This is a genomic window from Streptomyces sp. 63XJN7_1_ISO-PGPR-S23-121 (assembly GCF_056173025.1).
In genome coordinates, this window is sequence record NZ_CM149653.1 from 2796369 (window position 1) to 2815759 (window position 19391).

The window sequence follows — 19391 nt, forward strand, 5'->3', positions numbered from 1 at the left end:
GTGCAAGTGCGCACCACCGACTACACCATCCGCCCCGCCACCCCCGCCGACCTCGACGCCGCCCGCGCCGTCATGCTCGACACCGTCTACCGCGACTTCGGCACCGGGTACGTGCCCCGTTGGCACCGGGACATCATCGACCTGGACGGTGCGTACCTGAGCCCCGCCCGGCACACCCTCCTCGTCGCCGTCGACGAGCGGGACGGTGAGGTGGTCGCCACCGGGGCCCTGGACTCCCGCGGGCCCGCGCACCCCCCGAACCCCCGCCACATCGCCGAGCGTTACCCCTCCGGCGTCACCGCGCAGCTGCGTCGCGTCTACGTCCGGCCCGAGCATCGCCGACGCGGGCTGGCGCGGAGGCTCGTCGGCGAGTTGCTCGCCTTCGCCGCCGCCGACGGGGGATACCGCGCCGTCTATCTGCACACCGATCCCGCCGTCACCGGGGCCGAGCCGTTCTGGCGGTCGCTGGCCAAGGTCGTGCACGACGAGCGCGAGGACGCCGGGGGCGGGCAGGGCATCGTGCACTTCGACGTGCCTATGCCGTAAGCCGTCCCGCAGCGCCGCAGCGCCGCAGCGCCGCAGCGCCGCAGCGCCACGCCACCGCAGTGCCACGCGGCAGGCGACCTCGCACACACATGGAAATCATTTTCATGTAATGTTCCACGCGTCGCCCCGCCCCCTCTCCACCCCGACCGATCCGAGGACCATGCGCTCCCACCGCCGCCCCCGGCTGCTCGCCCCCCTTCTCCTCCTCCCGCTGGTCGCCGGCTGCTTCGCCTCCGGTGGCGGCGAGTCCGCCAAGGGCGGTGACGGCGACGGCGGTTCGCGTCTCCGCGTCGGTCTCGCCTTCCCGCCCGCCGAGAACCTGTCGCCCTACGGCGCCGACGCCACCCTCCTCAGCCGGCTTGGGGTCACCGAGGGCCTCACCGCACTGGACGCCAACGGCTCCGCCGCGCCCGCCCTCGCCGAGTCCTGGCGCCGGGACGGGGACAGGGCATGGGAGTTCACCCTCCGCGACGCCACCTTCCAGGACGGCACCGACGTCACCCCCGCCGCCGTGGCCGACTCCCTCGCCCGCGCCACCGCCGCCAGGCCCGCGCCCGCCGCCCTCGCCGGCGTCACCCTCACCGCGAAGGCCGGCGGCGACCGTGTCCTGCGGGTCACCACCGCCGCGCCCGACCCCGTTCTCCCGCTGCGGCTGTCCAGCCCCAGCCTCGCGATCCTCTCCAAGAAGGCCTACGAGAAGGGCGGCCGCGTCGACCCCGTCGGCACCGCCACCGGGCCCTTCGAGATCACCGAGGTGAACGGCGCCACCTCCGCCTCCCTCGACCGCTTCGACGACTACTGGGGCGGCCGCGCCCAGGCCTCCGGCGTCGACGCCCGCTTCATCGCCGACGGCACCGCCCGCGCCAACGCCCTGCGCACCGGCGAACTGGACATCGCCGAGGCCGTACCCGTCGCCCAGGCGGCGAGCCTCGACAAGGACAGCCGGCGGGACACCGCCACCACACGGACCACCAGCCTGCTGCTCAACTCCTCCTCCGGGCCCTTCGAGGACGCCCGACTGCGCGCCGCCGCCCGCGGTGCGCTCGACACCTCCGTGTTCGCCCAGGACGTGTACGAGGGGTACGCCGACGCCGGGGCGGGCATCTACGGGCCCGCCGTGACCTGGGCCGGGGGCAAGCGGCAGGAGCCCGTCGGGCGCGCCGCCGCCGGGAAGACGAACGGGACCACCGTCTCCCTCGCCACCTACGACAACCGGCCCGAGCTGCCCGAGGTCGCCCAGGTCGTCAAACAGCAGCTGGAGAAGGCCGGGTTCAAGGTGAAGCTGACCGTGCGCGAGTACTCGCGCCTGGAAGGCGACGCCCTGGACGGCAAGTTCGACGCCTTCGTCCTCGCCCGCAACACCCTGGTCGACACCGGCGACCCCGTCGCCGTCCTCGCCAGTGACTACGCCTGCGACGGCGGCTACAACATCGCCCAGCTGTGCGACAAGGGCGTCGACACCGCCGTGAGGAAGGCCGAGGGGATCGCCGACACCGCCGAGCGGCAGGACGCCGCCATGGCCGCCGAGGCACGCGTCCTCGGGTCCGACGCCGTCGTGCCGCTGGTGCACCAGCGCATCATCACCGGCGTCGGCGCGTCCGTGCAGGGTGTCGTCCTCGACCCGTACGAGCGCACCCTCGTCGGCACCGGCACCCGGCGCTGAGCCGTGCGGCAGCGCGTGGCCACCGTGGCGTGGCGGGCCGTGCTCGCGGCCGGACTGGTGTGCGGAATCGGCCTGTTGCCGTGGCTGACCCGCACCGACCCGGCGCACACCGTCCTCAAGGCGCGGTCGGCCGACCGTGATCCCACCCCCGAGGTCCTCGCCGGCATCCGCGAGCAACTCGGTTTGGACGGCGGGCCGTTGAGTCTGCTGGGCCGGTGGCTCGGCGGGCTCGCGCACGGGGACGCCGGGCAGTCGTGGATCTCCGGGAACGACGTCCTGCCCGACGTGCTCCAGGCGCTCGGCGCCTCCCTGCTGCTGATGACGGTCGCCCTCCTGGTCGCCGCCCTCACCGCCGGGGCCGTCTGCGCCCGCACCCTCCGGCTCGGCGCACGGCGGCGGCTCGACGGGCGGCGCCGCGGCGGCACCGTCTCCGCCGTGGTCGCCGCACTGCCCGAGTTCCTCGTCGCCTCCGTGCTCGCCACCGTCGTCGGGGTACAGCTCGGCTGGCTGCCCGCGCTCGGGTGGTACGGGCCGCAGTGGACCGTACTGCCCGCCCTCGCCCTCGGGTTGCCCGCCGGCGCCGTGCTCGGGCGGCTCCTCGACGATCTGCTGCCCGGCGCGTTCGGCGAGCCCTGGGCGCTGGCCGCGGCCGCCCGCGGCCTGCCGAGCCGGCGCATCGCCGGGCAGGCGGTGCGCCGGTGCGTGCCCGCCCTGCTGCCCAACCTCGGCCTGTTCGTCGTCGGGTTGACCGGCGGGGCCGTCGCCGTCGAGCAGATCTTCGACATCCCCGGTCTCGGCCGCACCACCCTCCAGGCCGCGCTCGCCCAGGACCTGCCCGTCCTCCAGACCGGCACCCTCGCCCTCCTCCTGCTCGCCGCGCTCGCCACCCTCGCCACCCGCCTCGCGGGCCGCCTGCTCACCGGGCCCGCCCTGCGGGACGGCGCCCTGTCCTCCCTGCACCGGCCCGCACCGCCCGCCCGCGGCCTGCTGCCCCTCCTGCACGGCGGCGCCCTGCTCGTCGTCGTCGCGTGCGGACTGGCCCGCGATCCGCTCGTCCTCGACACCGGGCAGCGGCTCCAACCACCGTCCCTCGCCCACCCGTTCGGAACCGACGCCCTCGGCCGCGACCTGCTCGCCCGCGTCGGCCACGGCGCCCTCGACACGCTGCTCCTCGCCTCCGCCATCACCGCCGCCGCCCTGCTCACGGGCGTACTGCTGGGACTCCTGCCACGGGTGTCCGCGCCGCTCGTCGACACCGTCAACGCCGTGCCGCCCGTCCTCGCCGCCCTCCTCGTCACCGCCGTCGCCGGCAGCGGAGCGGCCACCCCCGCCCTCGCCGTGGGCGCCGTGGCCTGGGCGCCGCTCGCCGCGCACACCTCGTCGCTGCTGCGCCAGGAACGCGCCACCCTGCACATCACCGCCACCCGGGGGATGGGCGCCGGGCGCCGGTACCTGCTGCGCCGCGAACTGCTCCCCGCCGTCCTGCCGCCCGTCACCCGCCACGCCCTGCTGCGGCTGCCCGGCGTCGCCCTCGCGCTCGCCTCGCTCGGTTTCCTCGGCCTCGGCGCCCAGCCGCCGTCCCCCGAATGGGGCCTGCTCCTCGCCGAGAACCAGCCCTACGCCGAACGCGCCCCCTGGGCCGTCCTCGCCCCCGCCGCCGTCCTCGCCCTGCTCGGCGCCCTCGCCGTCACCGCCGCGGGCGGGGTGCGCCGACCGCACCGCGCACCCCGTCGTACGCCCCCGGACACCGGCCGGCAGCAGCCCACCGCCATCGCCGTCGAGAAGGAACCGGCCGGAACCCGATGACCCCCGCATCCACCGGCCGGGCGCCCGCCAAGGCCCCGGGCCGCCGGCGCACCACCCCGCTCTCCCCGCTCCTGCGGCTGCTCGTCCTCACCCAGCTCGCCTTCAACATCGGCTTCTTCGCCGTCCTTCCCTTCCTCGCCGAACACCTCGGGCAGGCCGTGGGCATGACGGGCTGGCTGGTCGGCTTCGTGCTCGGACTGCGGACCTTCAGCCAGCAGGGGCTGTTCGTGGTCGGCGGGGCACTGGCCGACCGGTACGGCATCCGGCCCGTCGTCCTCGCCGGATGCGTGCTGCGCATCGCCGGGTTCGGATGGCTCGGGTACGCCGAGCGGACCTGGACGGTCGTCGGCGCGGTGCTGCTCATCGGGTTCGCCGCCGCGCTGTTCTCGCCGGCCGTCGAGTCCGAGGTCGCCCGGCAGGCCGTCCTGTGGGAGGAACAGGGCGGCGGGGACCGGACCCGGGTGCTCGCGCTCTTCACCGTGGCCGGACAGGCGGGCGCCTTCGTCGGACCGCTGCTGGGCGCGCTGCTGCTGGCCGTCGGCTTCCGCACGGCGTGCCTGGCCGGGGCCGGCGTCTTCGTGCTCGTCCTCGCCGGGCACGCGTGGCTGCTGCCCCAGCGCCTTCCCGGGCGGACCCGTGTCCGGGCCGGGGGCGGGGCACGGCTGCTGCTGCGCAACCGGCCCTTCCTGGCCCTGTGCTGTGCCTACGGCGCCTACCTCCTCGCCTACAACCAGCTCTACCTGGCCCTGCCCGCCGAGGTGGAGCGGGCCGCCGGTTCCCAGGCGCCGCTGGCCTGGCTGTTCGCGCTGTCCTCCCTGCTGGTGGTGACCGCACAGTTGCCGGTGACCCGGTGGGCGGGGGAGCGGCTGACGCCACGCCGGTCGATGGCGGCCGGGCTGGTGCTGGTCGCGGGCGGGTTCGCCGCCGTCGCCCTCGCCCGGCCCGCCGGGTGGACGGGTGCGGGCGGGCTGGTGCCGGCCGCCGGGTTCGTCGTGCTGCTGACGCTCGGGCAGATGCTGGTCGCGCCCGTCGCCCGCGCCTGGGTGCCCGACCTCGCCGAGGACGGCAGACTCGGGCTCTACACCGGGGCCCTGTCCTCGGTCTCCGGGCTGATCGTGCTGGCGGGCAGCTCCGCGACCGGCCTGCTGCTGGACAGCGGGCTGCCCGCCGTCGTGCCGTGGCTGGTACTGGGCGCCGTACCGCTCGCCGCGGCCGCCCTGCTGCCCCGCGGTCACCGGGCCAGGAGCCGGCCCGCGGACACCTGAGCCGGCGCGGCCGCCGGCCCCTCGTCGGACGCCGCCCCGGCCCCCGACGTCCGCCACAGCCACACCACGTCCCGGCCGAACGACCACACCAGCAGCCCCAGCGCCAGCCCCACCACCCCCGCGTTGACCACCCGCGGCAGCAGCCCCGCGCCCGCGAGCAGCAACAGCACCCCCTGCAACGCCGCCACCGTCTTGCGGGCCGTGCTCGGCGGCAGCGGAGCGGTCAGCCACGGCCACACCCGGGCGGCGGCGACGAAGACGTACCGCATGCCGCCGATCAGCAGCACCCACGGGCCCAGATCCATCGCGACGTACACGCTGAGCACCAGGATGAGGAACGCGTCGACCTCCATGTCGAAGCGCGCCCCCAGGGCCGTCGACGTGCCCGTGCGGCGGGCCACCCGGCCGTCCACGCCGTCCAGCACCAGGGCCACGGCCGTCAGGCCGACCAGGAGGGAGACGGGCGGCGCGCTGCGGAACGAGTCGGCGACCAGGGCCGTGACCCCGCCGACCAGGGTGGCCCGGCCGAGGGTGACCCGGTTGGCCGGGCCGAACGACGCCGGCCGGGAGCGGTGCAGGGCCCGGGTGAGCACCGCCCAGGTCGCGAACGCGAAGGCGAGGCCGGTCAGCCAGCCCGCCGTTCCCATGCCGATCGCCGTGCCGAGCAGCACCAGCAGCAGGACCTGCGCGCCCGCTCCCACCGCGGTCTCCTGCTGCGGGGGCCGCGCGTCGTACGTGTTGTTCAGGGCCACCGAACATCCTCCGGCCGTGTGACAGAGTCGATCACCGCCGCTAGCTTGTGCGGCCAGTGCCCCTCCGTACGTGAGCGGCTCGCCGATCGTTCAGGAGGACGCCGATGACCCGGACGACGAGAACGGCCCGGACGGCGCACCAGTCTCGCACCGCCCGCGCGTTCTGGCTCGACTCGCCCGGACGGGGCGTGATCAGGGACGTCGAGCTGCCCGATCCCGGCGCGGACGAGGTGCTCGTGCGCACCCTCTTCAGCGGGATCAGCCGGGGCACCGAGACCCTCGTCTTCCACGGCCGGGTGCCCGAGAACCAGTACACGGCCATGCGCGCGCCCTTCCAGGAGGGCGGCTTCCCGGGGCCGGTGAAGTACGGCTACCTCAGCGTCGGCGTGGTGGAGCAGGGCCCCGAAGCGCTCGCCGGGCGCACGGTGTTCTGCCTCCACCCCCACCAGACCCGCTACGTCGTCCCGGCCGCCGCCGTCACCCCCGTGCCGCCGGACGTGCCCGCCGGGCGGGCCGTGCTCGCCGGCACCGTGGAGACCGCCGTCAACGCCCTGTGGGACGCCGCGCCCCTGGTCGGCGACCGGGTCGCCGTGGTCGGCGGCGGCATGGTCGGCTGCTCGGTGGCCGCGCTGCTGGCCCGGTTCCCGGGCGTGCGCGTCCAGTTGGTCGACGCCGACCCGGCGCGGGCGGAGGTCGCCGAGGCACTCGGCGTCGGCTTCGCGTCCCCCGACGGCGCCCTCGGCGACCGGGACCTCGTCGTGCACGCCAGCGCCACCGAGGAGGGCCTCGCCCGTTCCCTGGAGCTGCTGCGGCCCGAGGGCACGGTCGTCGAGCTGAGCTGGTACGGCGACCGGCGCGTCGCCCTGCCGCTCGGCGAGGCGTTCCACTCCCGGCGCCTGACCGTGCGCGGCAGCCAGGTCGGCACCGTCTCCCCGGCGCGCGCCGCCTCCCGCACGTACGCCGACCGGCTCGCCCTCGCCCTGGACCTCCTCGCCGACCCCGCGCTGGACGCGCTCGTCACCGGCGAGTCCGCGTTCACCGAACTGCCCGACGTGCTGCCGAAGCTGGCGTCGGGGGACCTTCCCGCCCTGTGCCACCGCATCCGCTACGGCGACGACGACTGACCGCCCGGCCCCGGCCGGCGTTCGATCCCGCCGGGAGAGATACCGGCCGCTGAACAAGGGAAGGCACCGAGCCGTACTAGACGGCATCCCGCGCAGTGACCGGCGGGGGATCAGACGTGCCACACCTGGAGGGTCGTCCGTTGTTCAGCATCACCGTCCGCGATCACATCATGATCGCCCACAGCTTCCGCGGCGACGTCTTCGGGCCCGCGCAGCGCCTGCACGGAGCGACGTTCCTGGTGGACGCCACCTTCCGGCGCGAGCAGCTGGACGAGGACAACATCGTCGTCGACATCGGACTGGCCACCCGCGAACTGGGCGCCGTCGTCGGGGAGCTGAACTACCGCAACCTCGACAACGAACCCGACTTCGCCGGCGTCAACACCTCCACCGAGTTCCTCGCCAAGGTCGTCGCCGACCGGCTCGCCGAGCGCGTCCACAAGGGCGCCCTCGGCGAAGGCGCCAAGGGCCTGGCCGGCCTCACCGTCACCCTCCACGAGTCGCACGTGGCCTGGGCGAGTTACGAGCGTGCGCTGTGACCGGCACCTCCGTGGAGACCAAGGCCGGACGCCCCCGGCTCGGCTACGTGCCCGCCCAGGCGCCGGCCCCGAGGAACGGCGGGATCGTCCCCATGTCCCTGCGCTCCGTGCACTTCGTCCTGCCCGGCGGCGTCGACGACCCGGCCGCGCCGAGCGGCGGCAACGCCTACGACCGGCGGGTGGGACTCGACCTGCCCGGCTTCGGCTGGCGGGTGCGGGCCCTTCCCGTGGACGGCGCCTGGCCCCGGCCCGACGAGGCCGCGCGGAACGAACTCGCCCGCGTACTGCGCCGGTTGCCGGACGGGGCGGTGGTCCTGCTGGACGGGCTGGTCGCCTGCGGCGTGCCGGAGGTCGTCGTCCCGGAGGCCGCGCGACTGCGCATGGCCGTCCTCGTCCACCTGCCGCTCGGCGACGAGACCGGCCTCGACCCGGCCGTGGCCGCCGCGCTGGACGCCCGCGAGCGCGCGGTGCTCCGGGCCGTCCCGGCCGTCGTCGCCACCAGCGACTGGGCGGTGCGCCGCCTCGTCTCCCACCACGGCCTCGACCCGGCCCGCGTCCACGTGGCCGCCCCCGGCGCCGACATCGCGCCGCTCGCGCCCGGCACCGACGGGGTCTCCCGGCTGCTGTGCGTCGCCGCCGTCACGCCCCGCAAGGGCCAGCACCGGCTGGTGGAGGCGCTGGCCGCGGTGGCCGAGCTGCCCTGGTCGTGCGTGTGCGTCGGCGGACTCGGCCAGGACCCCGCGTACGTCGCCCGGTTGCGGGAGCTGATCACGCGGTACGGCCTCCAGGACCGGCTGGAGCTGGCGGGCCCGCGGTCCGGCGCCGGCCTGGACGCCAGTTACGCGTCCGCCGACCTGATGGTCCTCACCTCGTACGCCGAGACGTACGGCATGGCGGTGACGGAGGCCCTCGCGCGCGGCATCCCCGTCCTGGCCACGGACGTCGGCGGCCTCCCGGAGGCCGTGGGACGCGCCCCCGACGGCGGGGTGCCCGGCATTCTCGTCCCGCCGGAGGACCCCGTGGCGCTCGCCGCCGAACTGCGGGGCTGGTTCGGCGAGGCGGACGTGCGACGCCGGCTGAAGGCGGCGGCACGCGGCCGCCGCGCCGCCCTGAACGGCTGGGCCGCCACGGCGCAGAGCCTGGCCGGCGTCCTGCGCCGGCTGCCGGCACCACCGCGGAGGGCGGCATGAGGAAGGCGACGACACCCGCCGGGGAGACGCTCCCGGCCCGGCCCGGACCGCGGAACGCGCCCGAGCCCACGACGGGCACCGCCCCGGACGCCGACCGGCCCACCCTGCGACTGAGGGGGGACGACGAGACGCCCCGGGAGCACCGCCGCCAAGGCGGTGAGGACCCGTCCGCGCCCGCGGCCTCGCCCGGCCCTACGGAGCCTCACGCGTCCGCGGCGCCGCGAGGGTCCACAGAGCGCCACGCCCCCGCGGCCCCGCAGGGGTCCGCAGACCCGCACGCCGCCTCTGCCCCGCGGCGGGACGCGGAGCCCCACGCGTCCACGGACTCGCGGGGGGCTGCGGAGCGCCCCGCCTCCGCACCTCCGCTGGGGCTCACAGCCCCGCAGGGGTCCGTAGACCCGCACGCCCCCGGCGACCCGGAGGACCCCCCGCGGTACGCCCCCGAGTGGCTTCGGCTTCGGGAGGGGGCGGATGCCGCCGCGCGGGCGCGCGATCTGCTCGATCCGCTGCGGGTCCGCCTCGCCGGCCGGCCGGGCCGGGCCGGCGGAACGGTCGTGCACGACCTGGGCTGCGGCACCGGGTCGATGGGCCGCTGGCTCGCCCCGCTGCTCGACGGCCCCCAGCACTGGGTCCTGCACGACCGCGACCCCTACCTGCTGCACTTCGCCGCGGCCGCGGCCCCGCGCTCCGCCGCCGACGGCAGCCGGATCACGGTGGAGACCCGGCGCGGCGAGATCGCCCGGCTCACCCCGGACGCGCTGGCCGGCACCTCGCTCGTGACCGCCTCCGCGCTGCTCGACGTCCTCACCGCACGGGAGGTCGGCGCCCTCGCCGCCGCCTGCGCCGGGGCCGGCTGCGCGGCGCTGCTCACCCTGTCCGTCGCCGGCCGCGTCGACCTCACCCCGGGGCACCCCCTGGACGCCGGGATCGCCGACGCCTTCAACGACCACCAGCGGCGCTCCGGCCTCCTCGGCCCCGACGCGGTCACCGTCGCCGCGAACGCCTTCGCCGCCCGCGGCGCGACCGTGCGGACGTGTCCCAGCCCCTGGCGGCTGGGCCCCGACGACGCCGCGCTCACCGCCCAGTGGCTGTACGGCTGGGTCGGCGCGGCCGTCGAACAGCGCCCCGGGCTGCGGGAGTCCGCCGAGCGGTACCTCGGGGAGCGCCTCGCGGCCTGCGCGGCCGGACGGTTGCGGGTCGTCGTGCACCACAGCGACCTGCTGGCGCTGTGCCGGCCGACGGGCGGGGCCTCGTGAGCGCACCGACGGTCCGGGCGGCGGGAGCCGCACCGGCGCCGCCGCGCCGGAGAACCGCCCCCCGCGTCCCCCGGGCCCTGCGCGCCCACCTGGGCAGCCTCGCCGGTGCCGGCATCCTCGCCGTGCTGCTGTGGCGGCTCGGCAGCGGCGTGTTCCTGGACGGATTGAGCCGGATCGACGCGCCCACGCTGCTCGCGGCGCTCGGCATCGGGCTGGTCACCACGGTGTTCAGCGCCTGGCGCTGGGTCCTGGTGGCCCGGGCGCTGCGCATCCGGCTGCCGCTCGGCGGGGCCGTCGGCGACTACTACCGCGCCCTGTTCCTCAACGCGGCCCTGCCCGGCGGCGTCCTCGGCGACGTGCACCGCGCGGTGCGGCACGGGCGGAGCGCCGGTGACGTGGGCCGGGGCGTGCGGGCCGTCGTCCTGGAACGCGCCGCCGGACAGCTCGCGCTGCTCGGCGCCGGCGCGGCGGTGCTGCTCACGATGCCGTCGCCGGTGCGGGCCCACACCCGGCAGATCGCCCCGCTCCTGGCTCTGGCCGCACTGGGCGCGCTCGCCGTCGGCCTCGCCCTGCGGATGAACCGTGCCCCCGCACGCCGGGGCCGGGCCCTGCGCGCGGCGCTCGGAGAGGCGCGCCGGGCACTGCTGTCCCGGCGCAACGGGCCGGGCGTCGCGGTGTCGTCCGTCGTCGTCCTCGCCGGGCACCTGACGATGTTCGTGCTCGCCGCCCGGGTCGCCGGAAGCACCGCCTCCGTGGCCGTGCTGACGCCGCTGGCGGTCCTGGCGCTGCTCGCCATGGGCCTGCCGCTGAACGTCGGCGGCTGGGGCCCCCGGGAGGGCGTCACGGTCTGGGCGTTCGGCGCGGCCGGGCTGGGCGCGGGCAGCGGACTGGGCGTGGCCGTCGTGTACGGGGTGCTCGGCTTCGCGGCGAGCCTGCCCGGCGCCGTCGTCCTCGTGGCCCGCCGGCGCGGACCCTCCGGGACGCGGGCGGCATCCGTCGTACCGGGCCCAAAGCCGCACCACGCGCCCGGCGGGCACTACCCCCGCTCGCCGCCCTGCGGAGGAACCGACACCGTCACGGACGTCAGCAGCGCGAGGTACTCGCCGAAGGATTCCACCAGACCGGCCAGCAGTTGCCTTCCCTTTTCCGCCGAAGCCAGTGAAGGACGCCCGATGACACCGGAATCGGTATAGGCGGACATGCCGAGGGAGAGCAGATGACGCCGGTCGTCCGCGACGAAATCAGCGGCCTCGTAACCGGGCCGGACACATTCGGGATGCGTGTGCAGGAGAATGGAGGTCTCGATTTCCCCCGCGTGCATGTCGGTGAGCAGCGACGTGACCACTCCCGCCCGCTGCCGCGCCGCCTCCCAGTCCTCCGCGGCCGGGAACAGCGCCATCCGCTCGCCGCGCGCCGAGGACTCCTGGACGACGTTGCCCAGTACGTAGTTCCCGCCGTGTCCGTTGACCAGCACCAGGGCGTCGACGCCCGAGCGGCGCAGCGAGGCGGCGATGTCCCGTACCACCGCGTGAAGGGTCACCGAGGAGATGCTGACCGTGCCCGGCCAGTCCGTGTGCTCGTGCGAGCAGCCGAAGGTCACCGGCGGGAGGAGGTGCACCGGGTACGCGGCGGCGATCTCCCGGGCGACGGCGCAGGCGACGAGGGTGTCGGTCGCCAGCGGCAGGTACGGGCCGTGCTGCTCGAAGCTCCCCACGGGCAGCACGGCGACCTGCCGCGCGAGCCCGGCACCCCGCCCGCGCACATCCTCCGTCGTGTCCGCCGGCACCAGTCGAACGTCCATTTCCGCACGGCCCTTTCGTCTCCGCTCAGAACCCCGGCTGAGGAACTCGAGAATCATGACAGAAAACATTGGCGTACTCGGCAAGAAGACACCGCAACGCAGCGATGTGGAACGCGTGGTGAATGTGGCTCTGCCGACCGCGTACGGGAAGTTCCAGGCGGTCGGCTACTTCGACCACGAGCGCGGTGACGAGCAGGTTGCCCTGGTGTACGGCGATCCCGGCGCCGACCGTGTCCTGACCCGGCTGCACTCGGAGTGCCTCACCGGGGACGCGTTCGGCTCCCGGCACTGCGAGTGCGGCGACCAACTGGCCGCCGCGCTGCGTGCCGTGGCCGCCGAGGGCAGCGGCGTCGTCGTCTATCTGCGCGGGCACGAGGGACGCGGCATCGGCCTGCTGGCCAAGCTGCGCGCCATGGCGTTGCAGGCGGAGGGACTGGACACGGTCGAGGCCAATCTCGCGCTCGGCCTGCCGGTGGACGCCCGGGACTACGGCGTCGCCGCCCGCATCCTCGGCGACCTGGGGGTGCGGTCGGTGCGCCTGATGTCCAACAACCCCCGCAAGCGCGAGGCGTTGGTGCGGCACGGCATCCAGGTCGCCGAACAGGTGCCGCTGCTGATACCGCCGTGCGAGAGCAACCTCACCTACCTGCGCACCAAGCGGGAGCGCCTGGACCACCACCTGCCCCACCTGGACGCGGTGGCGCACCTGTCCTGAGGGCGGGCGTGCCGCGCCGCCCGCGGCACCGCCGCCACCGGCGGGTGAACCCGGCGGTGGCGGCGCGGACGGGTGAAGCGCGACGTCAGGCCGGCACGGACTCCGTCTCCGGCCGGGCGGCCTCCCCGCGGCGCCGCTCCCCGAGGTCCTCCGTCGGAACGGTGTGCGTCCCGCGCGCCGAGAGCGCGGCGAACGCCCCGGTCCGGCCGCACGCCGCGCGGGGCTTCACCGGCGGCTGACGGCGGGCACGGCACCGGCGCCGCACGGCGCGGGCCCGGACGCCGGCGCCCCCGCCCGGCCGGAGGCCGAGCGGGGGCGCGAGCGGGGGTGTCACTTCTTCGCCGACTCCACGGCGTGGCCGCCGAACTGGTTGCGCAGCGCGGCGATCATCTTCATCTGCGGCGAGTCCTCCTGCCGGGACGTGAACCGCGCGAAGAGGGAGGCGGTGATCGCGGGCAGCGGCACCGCGTTGTCGATGGCCGCCTCGACGGTCCAGCGTCCCTCGCCGGAGTCCTCCGCGTAACCGCGCAGCTTCTCCAGGTGGTGGTCCTCGTCGAGCGCGCCGACGGCCAGGTCCAGCAGCCAGGAGCGGATGACCGTGCCCTCCTGCCAGGACCGGAAGACCTCGCGGACGTTGTCCACGGAGTCGACCTTCTCCAGCAGCTCCCAGCCCTCGGCGTAGGCCTGCATCATCGCGTACTCGATGCCGTTGTGGACCATCTTGGAGAAGTGCCCGGCGCCGACCTTGCCCGCGTGGACGAAACCGTACGGGCCCTCCGGCTTGAGCGCGTCGAAGATCGGCTTGAGGTCGTCGACGCACTCCTTGTCGCCGCCGACCATCAGGGCGTAGCCGTTCTTCAGGCCCCACACGCCGCCCGACACACCGGCGTCGACGAAGTGGATGCCGCGCCTGCCCAGTTCCTCGGCGTGCTTCTCGTCGTCCGTCCAGCGGGAGTTGCCGCCGTCGATGACGGTGTCGCCGGGCTTGAGCAGCGTCGCCAGCTGGTCGATGACGGCTTGCGTGGCGGCCCCGGCCGGGACCATCACCCAGACCGCGCGCGGCCGCTCCAGCTGCTCGACGAGCTCGACCAGGCTGGCCACGTCGGCCTTCTCCGGATTGGTGTCGTATCCGACGACGGTGTGGCCGGCGTTGCGCAGGCGCTCGCGCATGTTGCCGCCCATCTTGCCGAGACCAACGAGACCGATCTGCATGTCAGTGCACTTCCTTCAGTTCACGGTAGGCGGCCACCAGCGCGGCCGTGGACGGGTCGAGGCCGGGCACGTGGGCGCCCTCGGTCAGAGCGGGTTCGACGCGCTTGGCGAGGACCTTGCCGAGCTCGACGCCCCACTGGTCGAAGGAGTCGATGTTCCACACCGCGCCCTGGACGAACACCTTGTGCTCGTACAGCGCGATCAGCTGGCCGAGGACGGAAGGGGTCAGTTCGGTGGCCAGGACGGTCGTGGTCGGGTGGTTGCCGTGGAAGGTTCGGTGCGGCACCTGCTCCTCGGGCACGCCCTCCGAGCGGACCTCGTCGGCGGTCTTGCCGAAGGCGAGGGCCTGGGTCTGGGCGAAGAAGTTGGCCATCAGCAGGTCGTGCTGGGCCTTCAGTTCGTCGCCCAGCTCGGCCACCGGCCGGGCGAAGCCGATGAAGTCCGCCGGGATCAGCTTGGTGCCCTGGTGGATGAGCTGGTAGTAGGCGTGCTGCCCGTTGGTGCCGGGCGTGCCCCACACCACCGGGCCGGTCTGCCACTGGACGGGACGGCCCTGGCGGTCCGTCGACTTGCCGTTGGACTCCATGTCGAGCTGCTGGAGGTACGCGGTGAACTTCGACAGGTAGTGCGAGTACGGCAGGACCGCGTGCGACTGGGCGTCGAAGAAGTTGCCGTACCAGATGCCCAGCAGGCCGAGGAGCAGCGGGGCGTTGGCCTCCGCCTCGGCGTTGCGGAAGTGCTCGTCGACGATGCGGAAGCCGTCGAGCATCTCGCGGAAGCGGTCCGGGCCGATGGCGATCATCAGGGACAGGCCGATCGCCGAGTCGTACGAATAGCGTCCGCCGACCCAGTCCCAGAACTCGAACATGTTGGCCGTGTCGATGCCAAAGCCGGCGACCTTCTCGGCGTTGGTCGACAGGGCGACGAAGTGCTTCGCGACCGCCTTCTCGTCGCCCCCGAGCCCGGTCAGCAGCCAGGACCGGGCGGAGGTGGCGTTGGTGATGGTCTCGATGGTGGTGAACGTCTTGGACGCCACGATGAAGAGGGTCTCCGCCGGGTCCAGGTCCCGGACCGCCTCGTGCAGGTCGGCGCCGTCCACGTTGGACACGAACCGGAAGGTGAGCGAGCGGTCCGTGAAGGCCCGCAGCGCCTCGTACGCCATCGCCGGACCGAGGTCGGAGCCGCCGATGCCGATGTTGACGACGTTGCGGATGCGCTTGCCGGTGTGGCCGGTCCACTCGCCGGAGCGGATCCGGCCGGCGAAGCCGGACATCCTGTCCAGGACGGCGTGGACCTTGGGGACGACGTTCTCGCCGTCGACCTCGATCACCGCGTCGCGGGGGGCGCGCAGCGCGGTGTGCAGCACGGCGCGGTCCTCGGTGATGTTGATGCGCTCGCCGCGGAACATGGCGTCGCGCAGCCCGAACACGTCGGTGGCGGCGGCCAGTTCGCGCAGCAGGGCGAGCGTCTCGTCGTTGACCAGGTTCTTGGAGTAGTCGATGCGCAGGTCGCCGACGCGCACGACGTACCGCTCGGCCCGCCCCGGGTCCTGGGCGAACAGCTCGCGCAGGTCCGGGCGCGCGAACGCGTCCGCACGGTGGTCCTTCAGCGCGGCCCACTCGGGCCGGTCGGTGAGCAGGGGGGTGTCAGACATGGACGGGGGTCTCCTTGCCGGCCTCGCCGCGCAGGGCGATGGCGTACATCTCGTCCGCGTCGAGGCGCCTGAGCTCCTCGGCGATGAGTTCGGAGGTGGGCCGGACCTTCAGCGCGAGGGAACGTGGCGGCTGGTCCGGCAGGGTGAGGGTGGCGAGCGGGCCTTCGGGCCGGTCGATGACGATCTCGCCGTTCGCGGTGCCCAGGCGGACGGCCGTGACGACCGGGCCCTCGGTGACCACCCGGTCGACCCGCACGTCCAGCCGTGCCTCAAGCCAGCGGGCCAGCAGCTCGGCGGCCGGGTTGTCCGGCTCGGCCTCCACGGTCGCCGAGGTCACCGGCACCCGGGCCTGGTCCAGCGCCGCGGCCAGCATGGAGCGCCACAGCGTCAGCCGGGTCCAGGCGAGGTCGGTGTCGCCGGGCGCGTAGGAGCGGACCCGCTTCTCCAGCACCTCCATCGGCCGCTCGACCGCGTACAGGTCGGTGATGCGGCGCTGGGCCAGCGCGCCCAGCGGGTCCTTCGCGGGGTTGTCCGGCGCCTCCACCGGCCACCACACGACGACCGGGGCGTCCGGCAGCAGCAGCGGCAGCACGACCGAGTCGGCGTGCTCGGACACCTCGCCGTACATGCGCAGCACGACCGTCTCGCCGGTGCCGGCCTCCGAGCCCACGCGGACCTCGGCGTCGAGGTGCGAGCGGGTGCGGTCGCGCAGGTTGCGGGCGTGCCGCTTGATGACGACCAGGGTGCGCGAGGGGTGCTCGTGCGAGGCCTCCTCGGCGGCCTTCATCGAGTCGTAGGCATTCTCCTCGTCCGTGACGATCACCATCGTCAGGACCATGCCCACGGCCGGGGTGCCGACGGCGCGGCGGCCCTGCACCAGCGCCTTGTTGACCTTGCTTGCCGTGGTGTCGGTCAGGTCGATCCTCATGGCCTGCGCCAGCTCCGTCCGTCTCGTGCGAGCATCTCGTCGGCTTCCCGGGGGCCCCAGCCGCCCGAGGCGTACTGCGCGGGCCTGCCGTGCGTGGCCCAGTACTCCTCGATCGGATCGAGGATCCGCCAGGACTCTTCCACCTCCTGGTGGCGGGGGAACAGGTTGGCGTCGCCCAGAAGGACGTCCAGGATCAGCCGTTCGTACGCCTCCGGGCTGGACTCGGTGAAGGACTCGCCGTACGCGAAGTCCATGGACACGTCCCGGATCTCCATCGACGTGCCCGGCACCTTCGAGCCGAACCGCACCGTCATGCCCTCGTCCGGCTGGACGCGGATGACGATCGCGTTCTCGCCCAGCTCCTCCGTCGCGGTGGAGTCGAAGGGGGAGTGCGGCGCCCGCTGGAAGACCACCGCGATCTCGGTGACCCGGCGGCCCAGCCGCTTGCCGGTGCGCAGGTAGAAGGGGACGCCCGCCCAGCGGCGGTTGTCGATCGCCAGCTTGACCGCGGCGTAGGTGTCGGTGGTGGAGGCCGGGTCGATGCCCTCCTCCTCCAGGTACCCGGGGACCTGCGCGCCGCCCTGCCAGCCGCCCGCGTACTGCCCGCGCACGGTGTGCTCGCCGAGTTCGTCGGGCAGCCGCACCGCCTTCAGCACCTTCAGCTTCTCGGTGAGCAGCGACGCCGCGTCGAAGGAGGCGGGCTCCTCCATCGCGGTCAGCGCGAGGAGCTGGAGCAGGTGGTTCTGGATGACGTCACGGGCGGCGCCGATGCCGTCGTAGTAGCCGGCCCGGCCGCCGATGCCGATGTCCTCGGCCATGGTGATCTGCACGTGGTCGACGTAGGACCGGTTCCAGATGGGCTCGTACATCTGGTTGGCGAACCGCAGCGCCAGGATGTTCTGGACGGTCTCCTTGCCCAGGTAGTGGTCGATGCGGAAGACCTGCTCCGGGTCGAAGACGTCGTGCACGAGCGCGTTCAGCTCGCAGGCGCTGTCCAGGTCGTGCCCGAACGGCTTCTCGATGACCGCGCGGCGCCAGGAGCCCTCCGGGGCGTCGGCCAGCCCGTGCTTCTTGAGCTGCTGGACGACCTTCGGGAAGAACTTCGGCGGCACGGAGAGGTAGAAGGCGTAGTTGCCGCTGGTGCCGCGGGAGGCGTCCAGTTCCTCGACGGCCTTGCGCAGCTGTTCGAACGCGTCGTCGTCGTCGAAGTCGCCGGGGATGAACCGCATGCCCTCGGCGAGCTGCTGCCAGACCTCCTCGCGGAACGGCGTGCGCGCGTGCTCCTTGACGGCGTCGTGCACGACCTCGGCGAAGTCCTGGTTCTCCCAGTCCCGGCGGGCGAAGCCGACCAGCGAGAAGCCCGGTGGCAGCAGACCCCGGTTGGCGAGGTCGTACACGGCCGGCATCAGCTTCTTGCGGGACAGGTCGCCGGTGACGCCGAAGATGACCAGGCCGGAGGGGCCCGCGATGCGCGGGAGGCGGCGGTCCTGCGGATCGCGCAGGGGGTTGCTCCAGTCGAGCGGCGGCACGGGCTCGACGGTGCCCCGGCCCGCCTTCCCGTTCTTCGCCCTCCCGGTGGCGCCGGACGGCCGCGACTTCTTCGCGGACCGGGCGGACCCGCCCGCGGCGGCGGCCTTCGGCGCCCCGGAGGGCCCGGATTCCCCGGACTCTCCGGCCACCGGCGGCCCCGCGGCCTCCTGTGCCGTCCTCGCCTCCTTGGCTTCCTTCGTCGCCTTGGTCTCGTGGACCGTCGTAGCGGGAAGCTCCTCGCTCATTCCCCGTCAACTCCCTTGCTGTTGAGGGACTTCGTCACGGCGTCGAGCAGGTCCTGCCAGGCCGCCTCGAACTTGGCCACGCCCTCCTGCTCCAGCTGCTCCACCACCTCGTCGTACGGGATGCCGAGCCGCTCCACGGCCGCGAGGTCGGCCCGGGCCTGGGCGTAACCACCGGTGACCGTGTCGCCCCGGACCTCGCCGTGATCGGCGGCGGCGTCCAGGGTGGCCTCCGGCATCGTGTTCACGGTGCCGGGAGCGACCAGCTCCTCCACGTACAGGGTGTCCCGATATGCGGGGTCCTTCACACCGGTGGAGGCCCACAGGGGGCGCTGGGCGTTGGCCCCGGCGCCGGCGAGGGCGGTGAACCGGTCGCCCGCGAAGACGTCCTCGTACGCCTCGTAGGCCAGTCGCGCGTTGGCCAGCGCCGCCCTGCCCCTCAGGGCGAGGGCCTCGTCCGTGCCCAGCAGCGTCAGCCGCTTGTCGATCTCGCTGTCGACGCGGGAGACGAAGAAGGAGGCCACGGAGTGGATGCCCGACAGGTCGGTCCCGGCGGCGCGCGCCTTCTCGAGACCGGCGAGGTAGGCGTCCATGACCTCGCGGTAGCGCTCCAGCGAGAAGATCAGCGTGACGTTGACGCTGATGCCCGCGCCGACGACCTCGGTGATCGCCGGGAGACCGGCCTTCGTCGCCGGGATCTTGATCATCACGTTGGGGCGGTCGACCAGCCAGGCCAGCTGCCGGGCCTCGGCGATCGTGGCCGTCGTGTCGTGGGCCAGGCGCGGGTCGACCTCGATGGAGACCCGGCCGTCCCGGCCGCCGGTGGCGTCGTGCACCGGGCGCAGCACGTCCGCGGCGGCGCGGACGTCGGCCGTGGTCATCATGCGGACCGCCTCGTCGACGCCGACGCCCCGGGTCGCCAGGTCGGCGAGCTGCTCCTCGTAGCCCTCGCCCGAGCCGATGGCGGCCTGGAAGATCGACGGGTTGGTGGTGACGCCGACGACGTTCTTCGTGGCGATCAGCTCGGCGAGGTTGCCGGACTCGATCCGCCGCCGCGACAGGTCGTCCAGCCAGATGGAGACGCCCGCCTCGGACAGGCGTCGCAGCGCTCCCGCGGTCGCGGTTGCTTCGGTCACAGTGATCATCTTCTCTTTCTGCGGTTCTCTCG

16 protein-coding genes and 1 pseudogene are annotated in these 19391 nt (G+C 74.3%); 10 read left to right on the forward strand and 7 right to left on the reverse strand.

The annotated features are described in order from the left end of the window. Positions 1 to 6 precede the first annotated feature (6 nt). The 4 genes from AC0VYN_RS12100 to AC0VYN_RS12115 all read left to right on the forward strand — a co-directional run bounded on the left by AC0VYN_RS12100 (position 7) and on the right by AC0VYN_RS12115 (position 5280). On the forward strand, positions 7 to 546 hold the full coding sequence (locus AC0VYN_RS12100) for an N-acetyltransferase family protein (protein ID WP_475535975.1): 540 nt from the start codon (positions 7 to 9) through the stop codon (positions 544 to 546). Between the two features lie 160 nt (positions 547 to 706). Next, a complete protein-coding gene (locus AC0VYN_RS12105) occupies positions 707 to 2209 on the forward strand; it encodes an ABC transporter substrate-binding protein (protein ID WP_475535976.1) in 1503 nt (500 codons plus the stop codon). A gap of 3 nt (positions 2210 to 2212) precedes the next feature. Further along, the gene (locus AC0VYN_RS12110; RefSeq protein WP_475535977.1) at positions 2213 to 4015 is read left to right on the forward strand and encodes an ABC transporter permease subunit; all 1803 of its coding nucleotides are present in this window, start codon (positions 2213 to 2215) and stop codon (positions 4013 to 4015) included. After that, a complete protein-coding gene (locus tag AC0VYN_RS12115; protein WP_475535978.1) occupies positions 4012 to 5280 on the forward strand; it encodes an MDR family MFS transporter in 1269 nt (422 codons plus the stop codon). The genes AC0VYN_RS12110 and AC0VYN_RS12115 overlap by 4 nt, the downstream gene beginning before the upstream one ends. Here the strand turns inward: AC0VYN_RS12115 and AC0VYN_RS12120 are convergent. Continuing rightward, positions 5247 to 6032, reverse strand: a complete 786-nt coding sequence (locus AC0VYN_RS12120; RefSeq protein ID WP_475535979.1) for a CDP-alcohol phosphatidyltransferase family protein — start codon at positions 6030 to 6032, stop codon at positions 5247 to 5249. The genes AC0VYN_RS12115 and AC0VYN_RS12120 overlap by 34 nt on opposite strands. 104 nt (positions 6033 to 6136) lie before the next feature. On the opposite strand from AC0VYN_RS12120, the gene AC0VYN_RS12125 reads away from it, so the two are divergent. The 5 genes and pseudogenes from AC0VYN_RS12125 to AC0VYN_RS12145 form a co-directional block, all read left to right on the forward strand. Continuing rightward, complete coding sequence (locus AC0VYN_RS12125; protein ID WP_475535980.1) at positions 6137 to 7156, forward strand: zinc-dependent alcohol dehydrogenase; 1020 nt, start codon at positions 6137 to 6139, stop codon at positions 7154 to 7156. Positions 7157 to 7296: 140 nt separating this feature from the next. Further along, entirely contained in the window at positions 7297 to 7695 is a 399-nt protein-coding gene (locus AC0VYN_RS12130; RefSeq protein ID WP_475535981.1) for a 6-pyruvoyl trahydropterin synthase family protein, read from the forward strand. Further along, complete coding sequence (locus AC0VYN_RS12135) at positions 7692 to 8885, forward strand: glycosyltransferase family 4 protein (protein WP_475535982.1); 1194 nt, start codon at positions 7692 to 7694, stop codon at positions 8883 to 8885. Before AC0VYN_RS12130 ends, AC0VYN_RS12135 begins: the two co-directional genes overlap by 4 nt. Positions 8886 to 9250: 365 nt before the next feature. After that, positions 9251 to 10141, forward strand: coding sequence for an SAM-dependent methyltransferase (locus AC0VYN_RS12140; RefSeq protein WP_475536864.1), 891 nt, complete (start codon positions 9251 to 9253; stop codon positions 10139 to 10141). A 149-nt stretch (positions 10142 to 10290) separates the two neighbouring features. Then, positions 10291 to 11010: pseudogene (locus tag AC0VYN_RS12145) on the forward strand (lysylphosphatidylglycerol synthase transmembrane domain-containing protein); the annotation flags it as partial. A 167-nt stretch (positions 11011 to 11177) separates the two neighbouring features. Here the strand turns inward: AC0VYN_RS12145 and AC0VYN_RS12150 are convergent. Further along, the gene (locus AC0VYN_RS12150; protein WP_475535983.1) at positions 11178 to 11942 is read right to left on the reverse strand and encodes a creatininase family protein; all 765 of its coding nucleotides are present in this window, start codon (positions 11940 to 11942) and stop codon (positions 11178 to 11180) included. Between the two features lie 55 nt (positions 11943 to 11997). On the opposite strand from AC0VYN_RS12150, the gene ribA reads away from it, so the two are divergent. After that, a complete protein-coding gene (gene ribA, locus AC0VYN_RS12155; protein WP_386921472.1) occupies positions 11998 to 12657 on the forward strand; it encodes a GTP cyclohydrolase II in 660 nt (219 codons plus the stop codon). Positions 12658 to 12987: 330 nt separating this feature from the next. On the opposite strand, the gene gnd is transcribed toward ribA, so the two are convergent. Genes gnd through tal form a run of 5 tightly spaced genes read right to left on the reverse strand, consistent with a single transcriptional unit; the run spans position 12988 to position 19368 of the window. Then, positions 12988 to 13869, reverse strand: a complete 882-nt coding sequence (gene gnd, locus AC0VYN_RS12160; RefSeq protein WP_475535984.1) for a phosphogluconate dehydrogenase (NAD(+)-dependent, decarboxylating) — start codon at positions 13867 to 13869, stop codon at positions 12988 to 12990. 1 nt (position 13870) lies between these two features. Further along, a complete protein-coding gene (gene pgi, locus AC0VYN_RS12165) occupies positions 13871 to 15523 on the reverse strand; it encodes a glucose-6-phosphate isomerase (protein WP_475535985.1) in 1653 nt (550 codons plus the stop codon). Next, positions 15516 to 16451 (reverse strand): glucose-6-phosphate dehydrogenase assembly protein OpcA, encoded by a 936-nt coding sequence (gene opcA, locus AC0VYN_RS12170; protein WP_385460930.1) that lies wholly within the window; start codon positions 16449 to 16451, stop codon positions 15516 to 15518. Before opcA ends, pgi begins: the two co-directional genes overlap by 8 nt. Further along, positions 16448 to 18226: a glucose-6-phosphate dehydrogenase gene (zwf, locus tag AC0VYN_RS12175; RefSeq protein WP_475535986.1), complete on the reverse strand. Its 1779-nt coding sequence runs from the start codon at positions 18224 to 18226 to the stop codon at positions 16448 to 16450. The genes opcA and zwf overlap by 4 nt, the downstream gene beginning before the upstream one ends. Beyond that, a complete protein-coding gene (gene tal / locus AC0VYN_RS12180) occupies positions 18223 to 19368 on the reverse strand; it encodes a transaldolase (protein WP_475535987.1) in 1146 nt (381 codons plus the stop codon). The genes zwf and tal overlap by 4 nt, the downstream gene beginning before the upstream one ends. Positions 19369 to 19391: the final 23 nt, after the last annotated feature.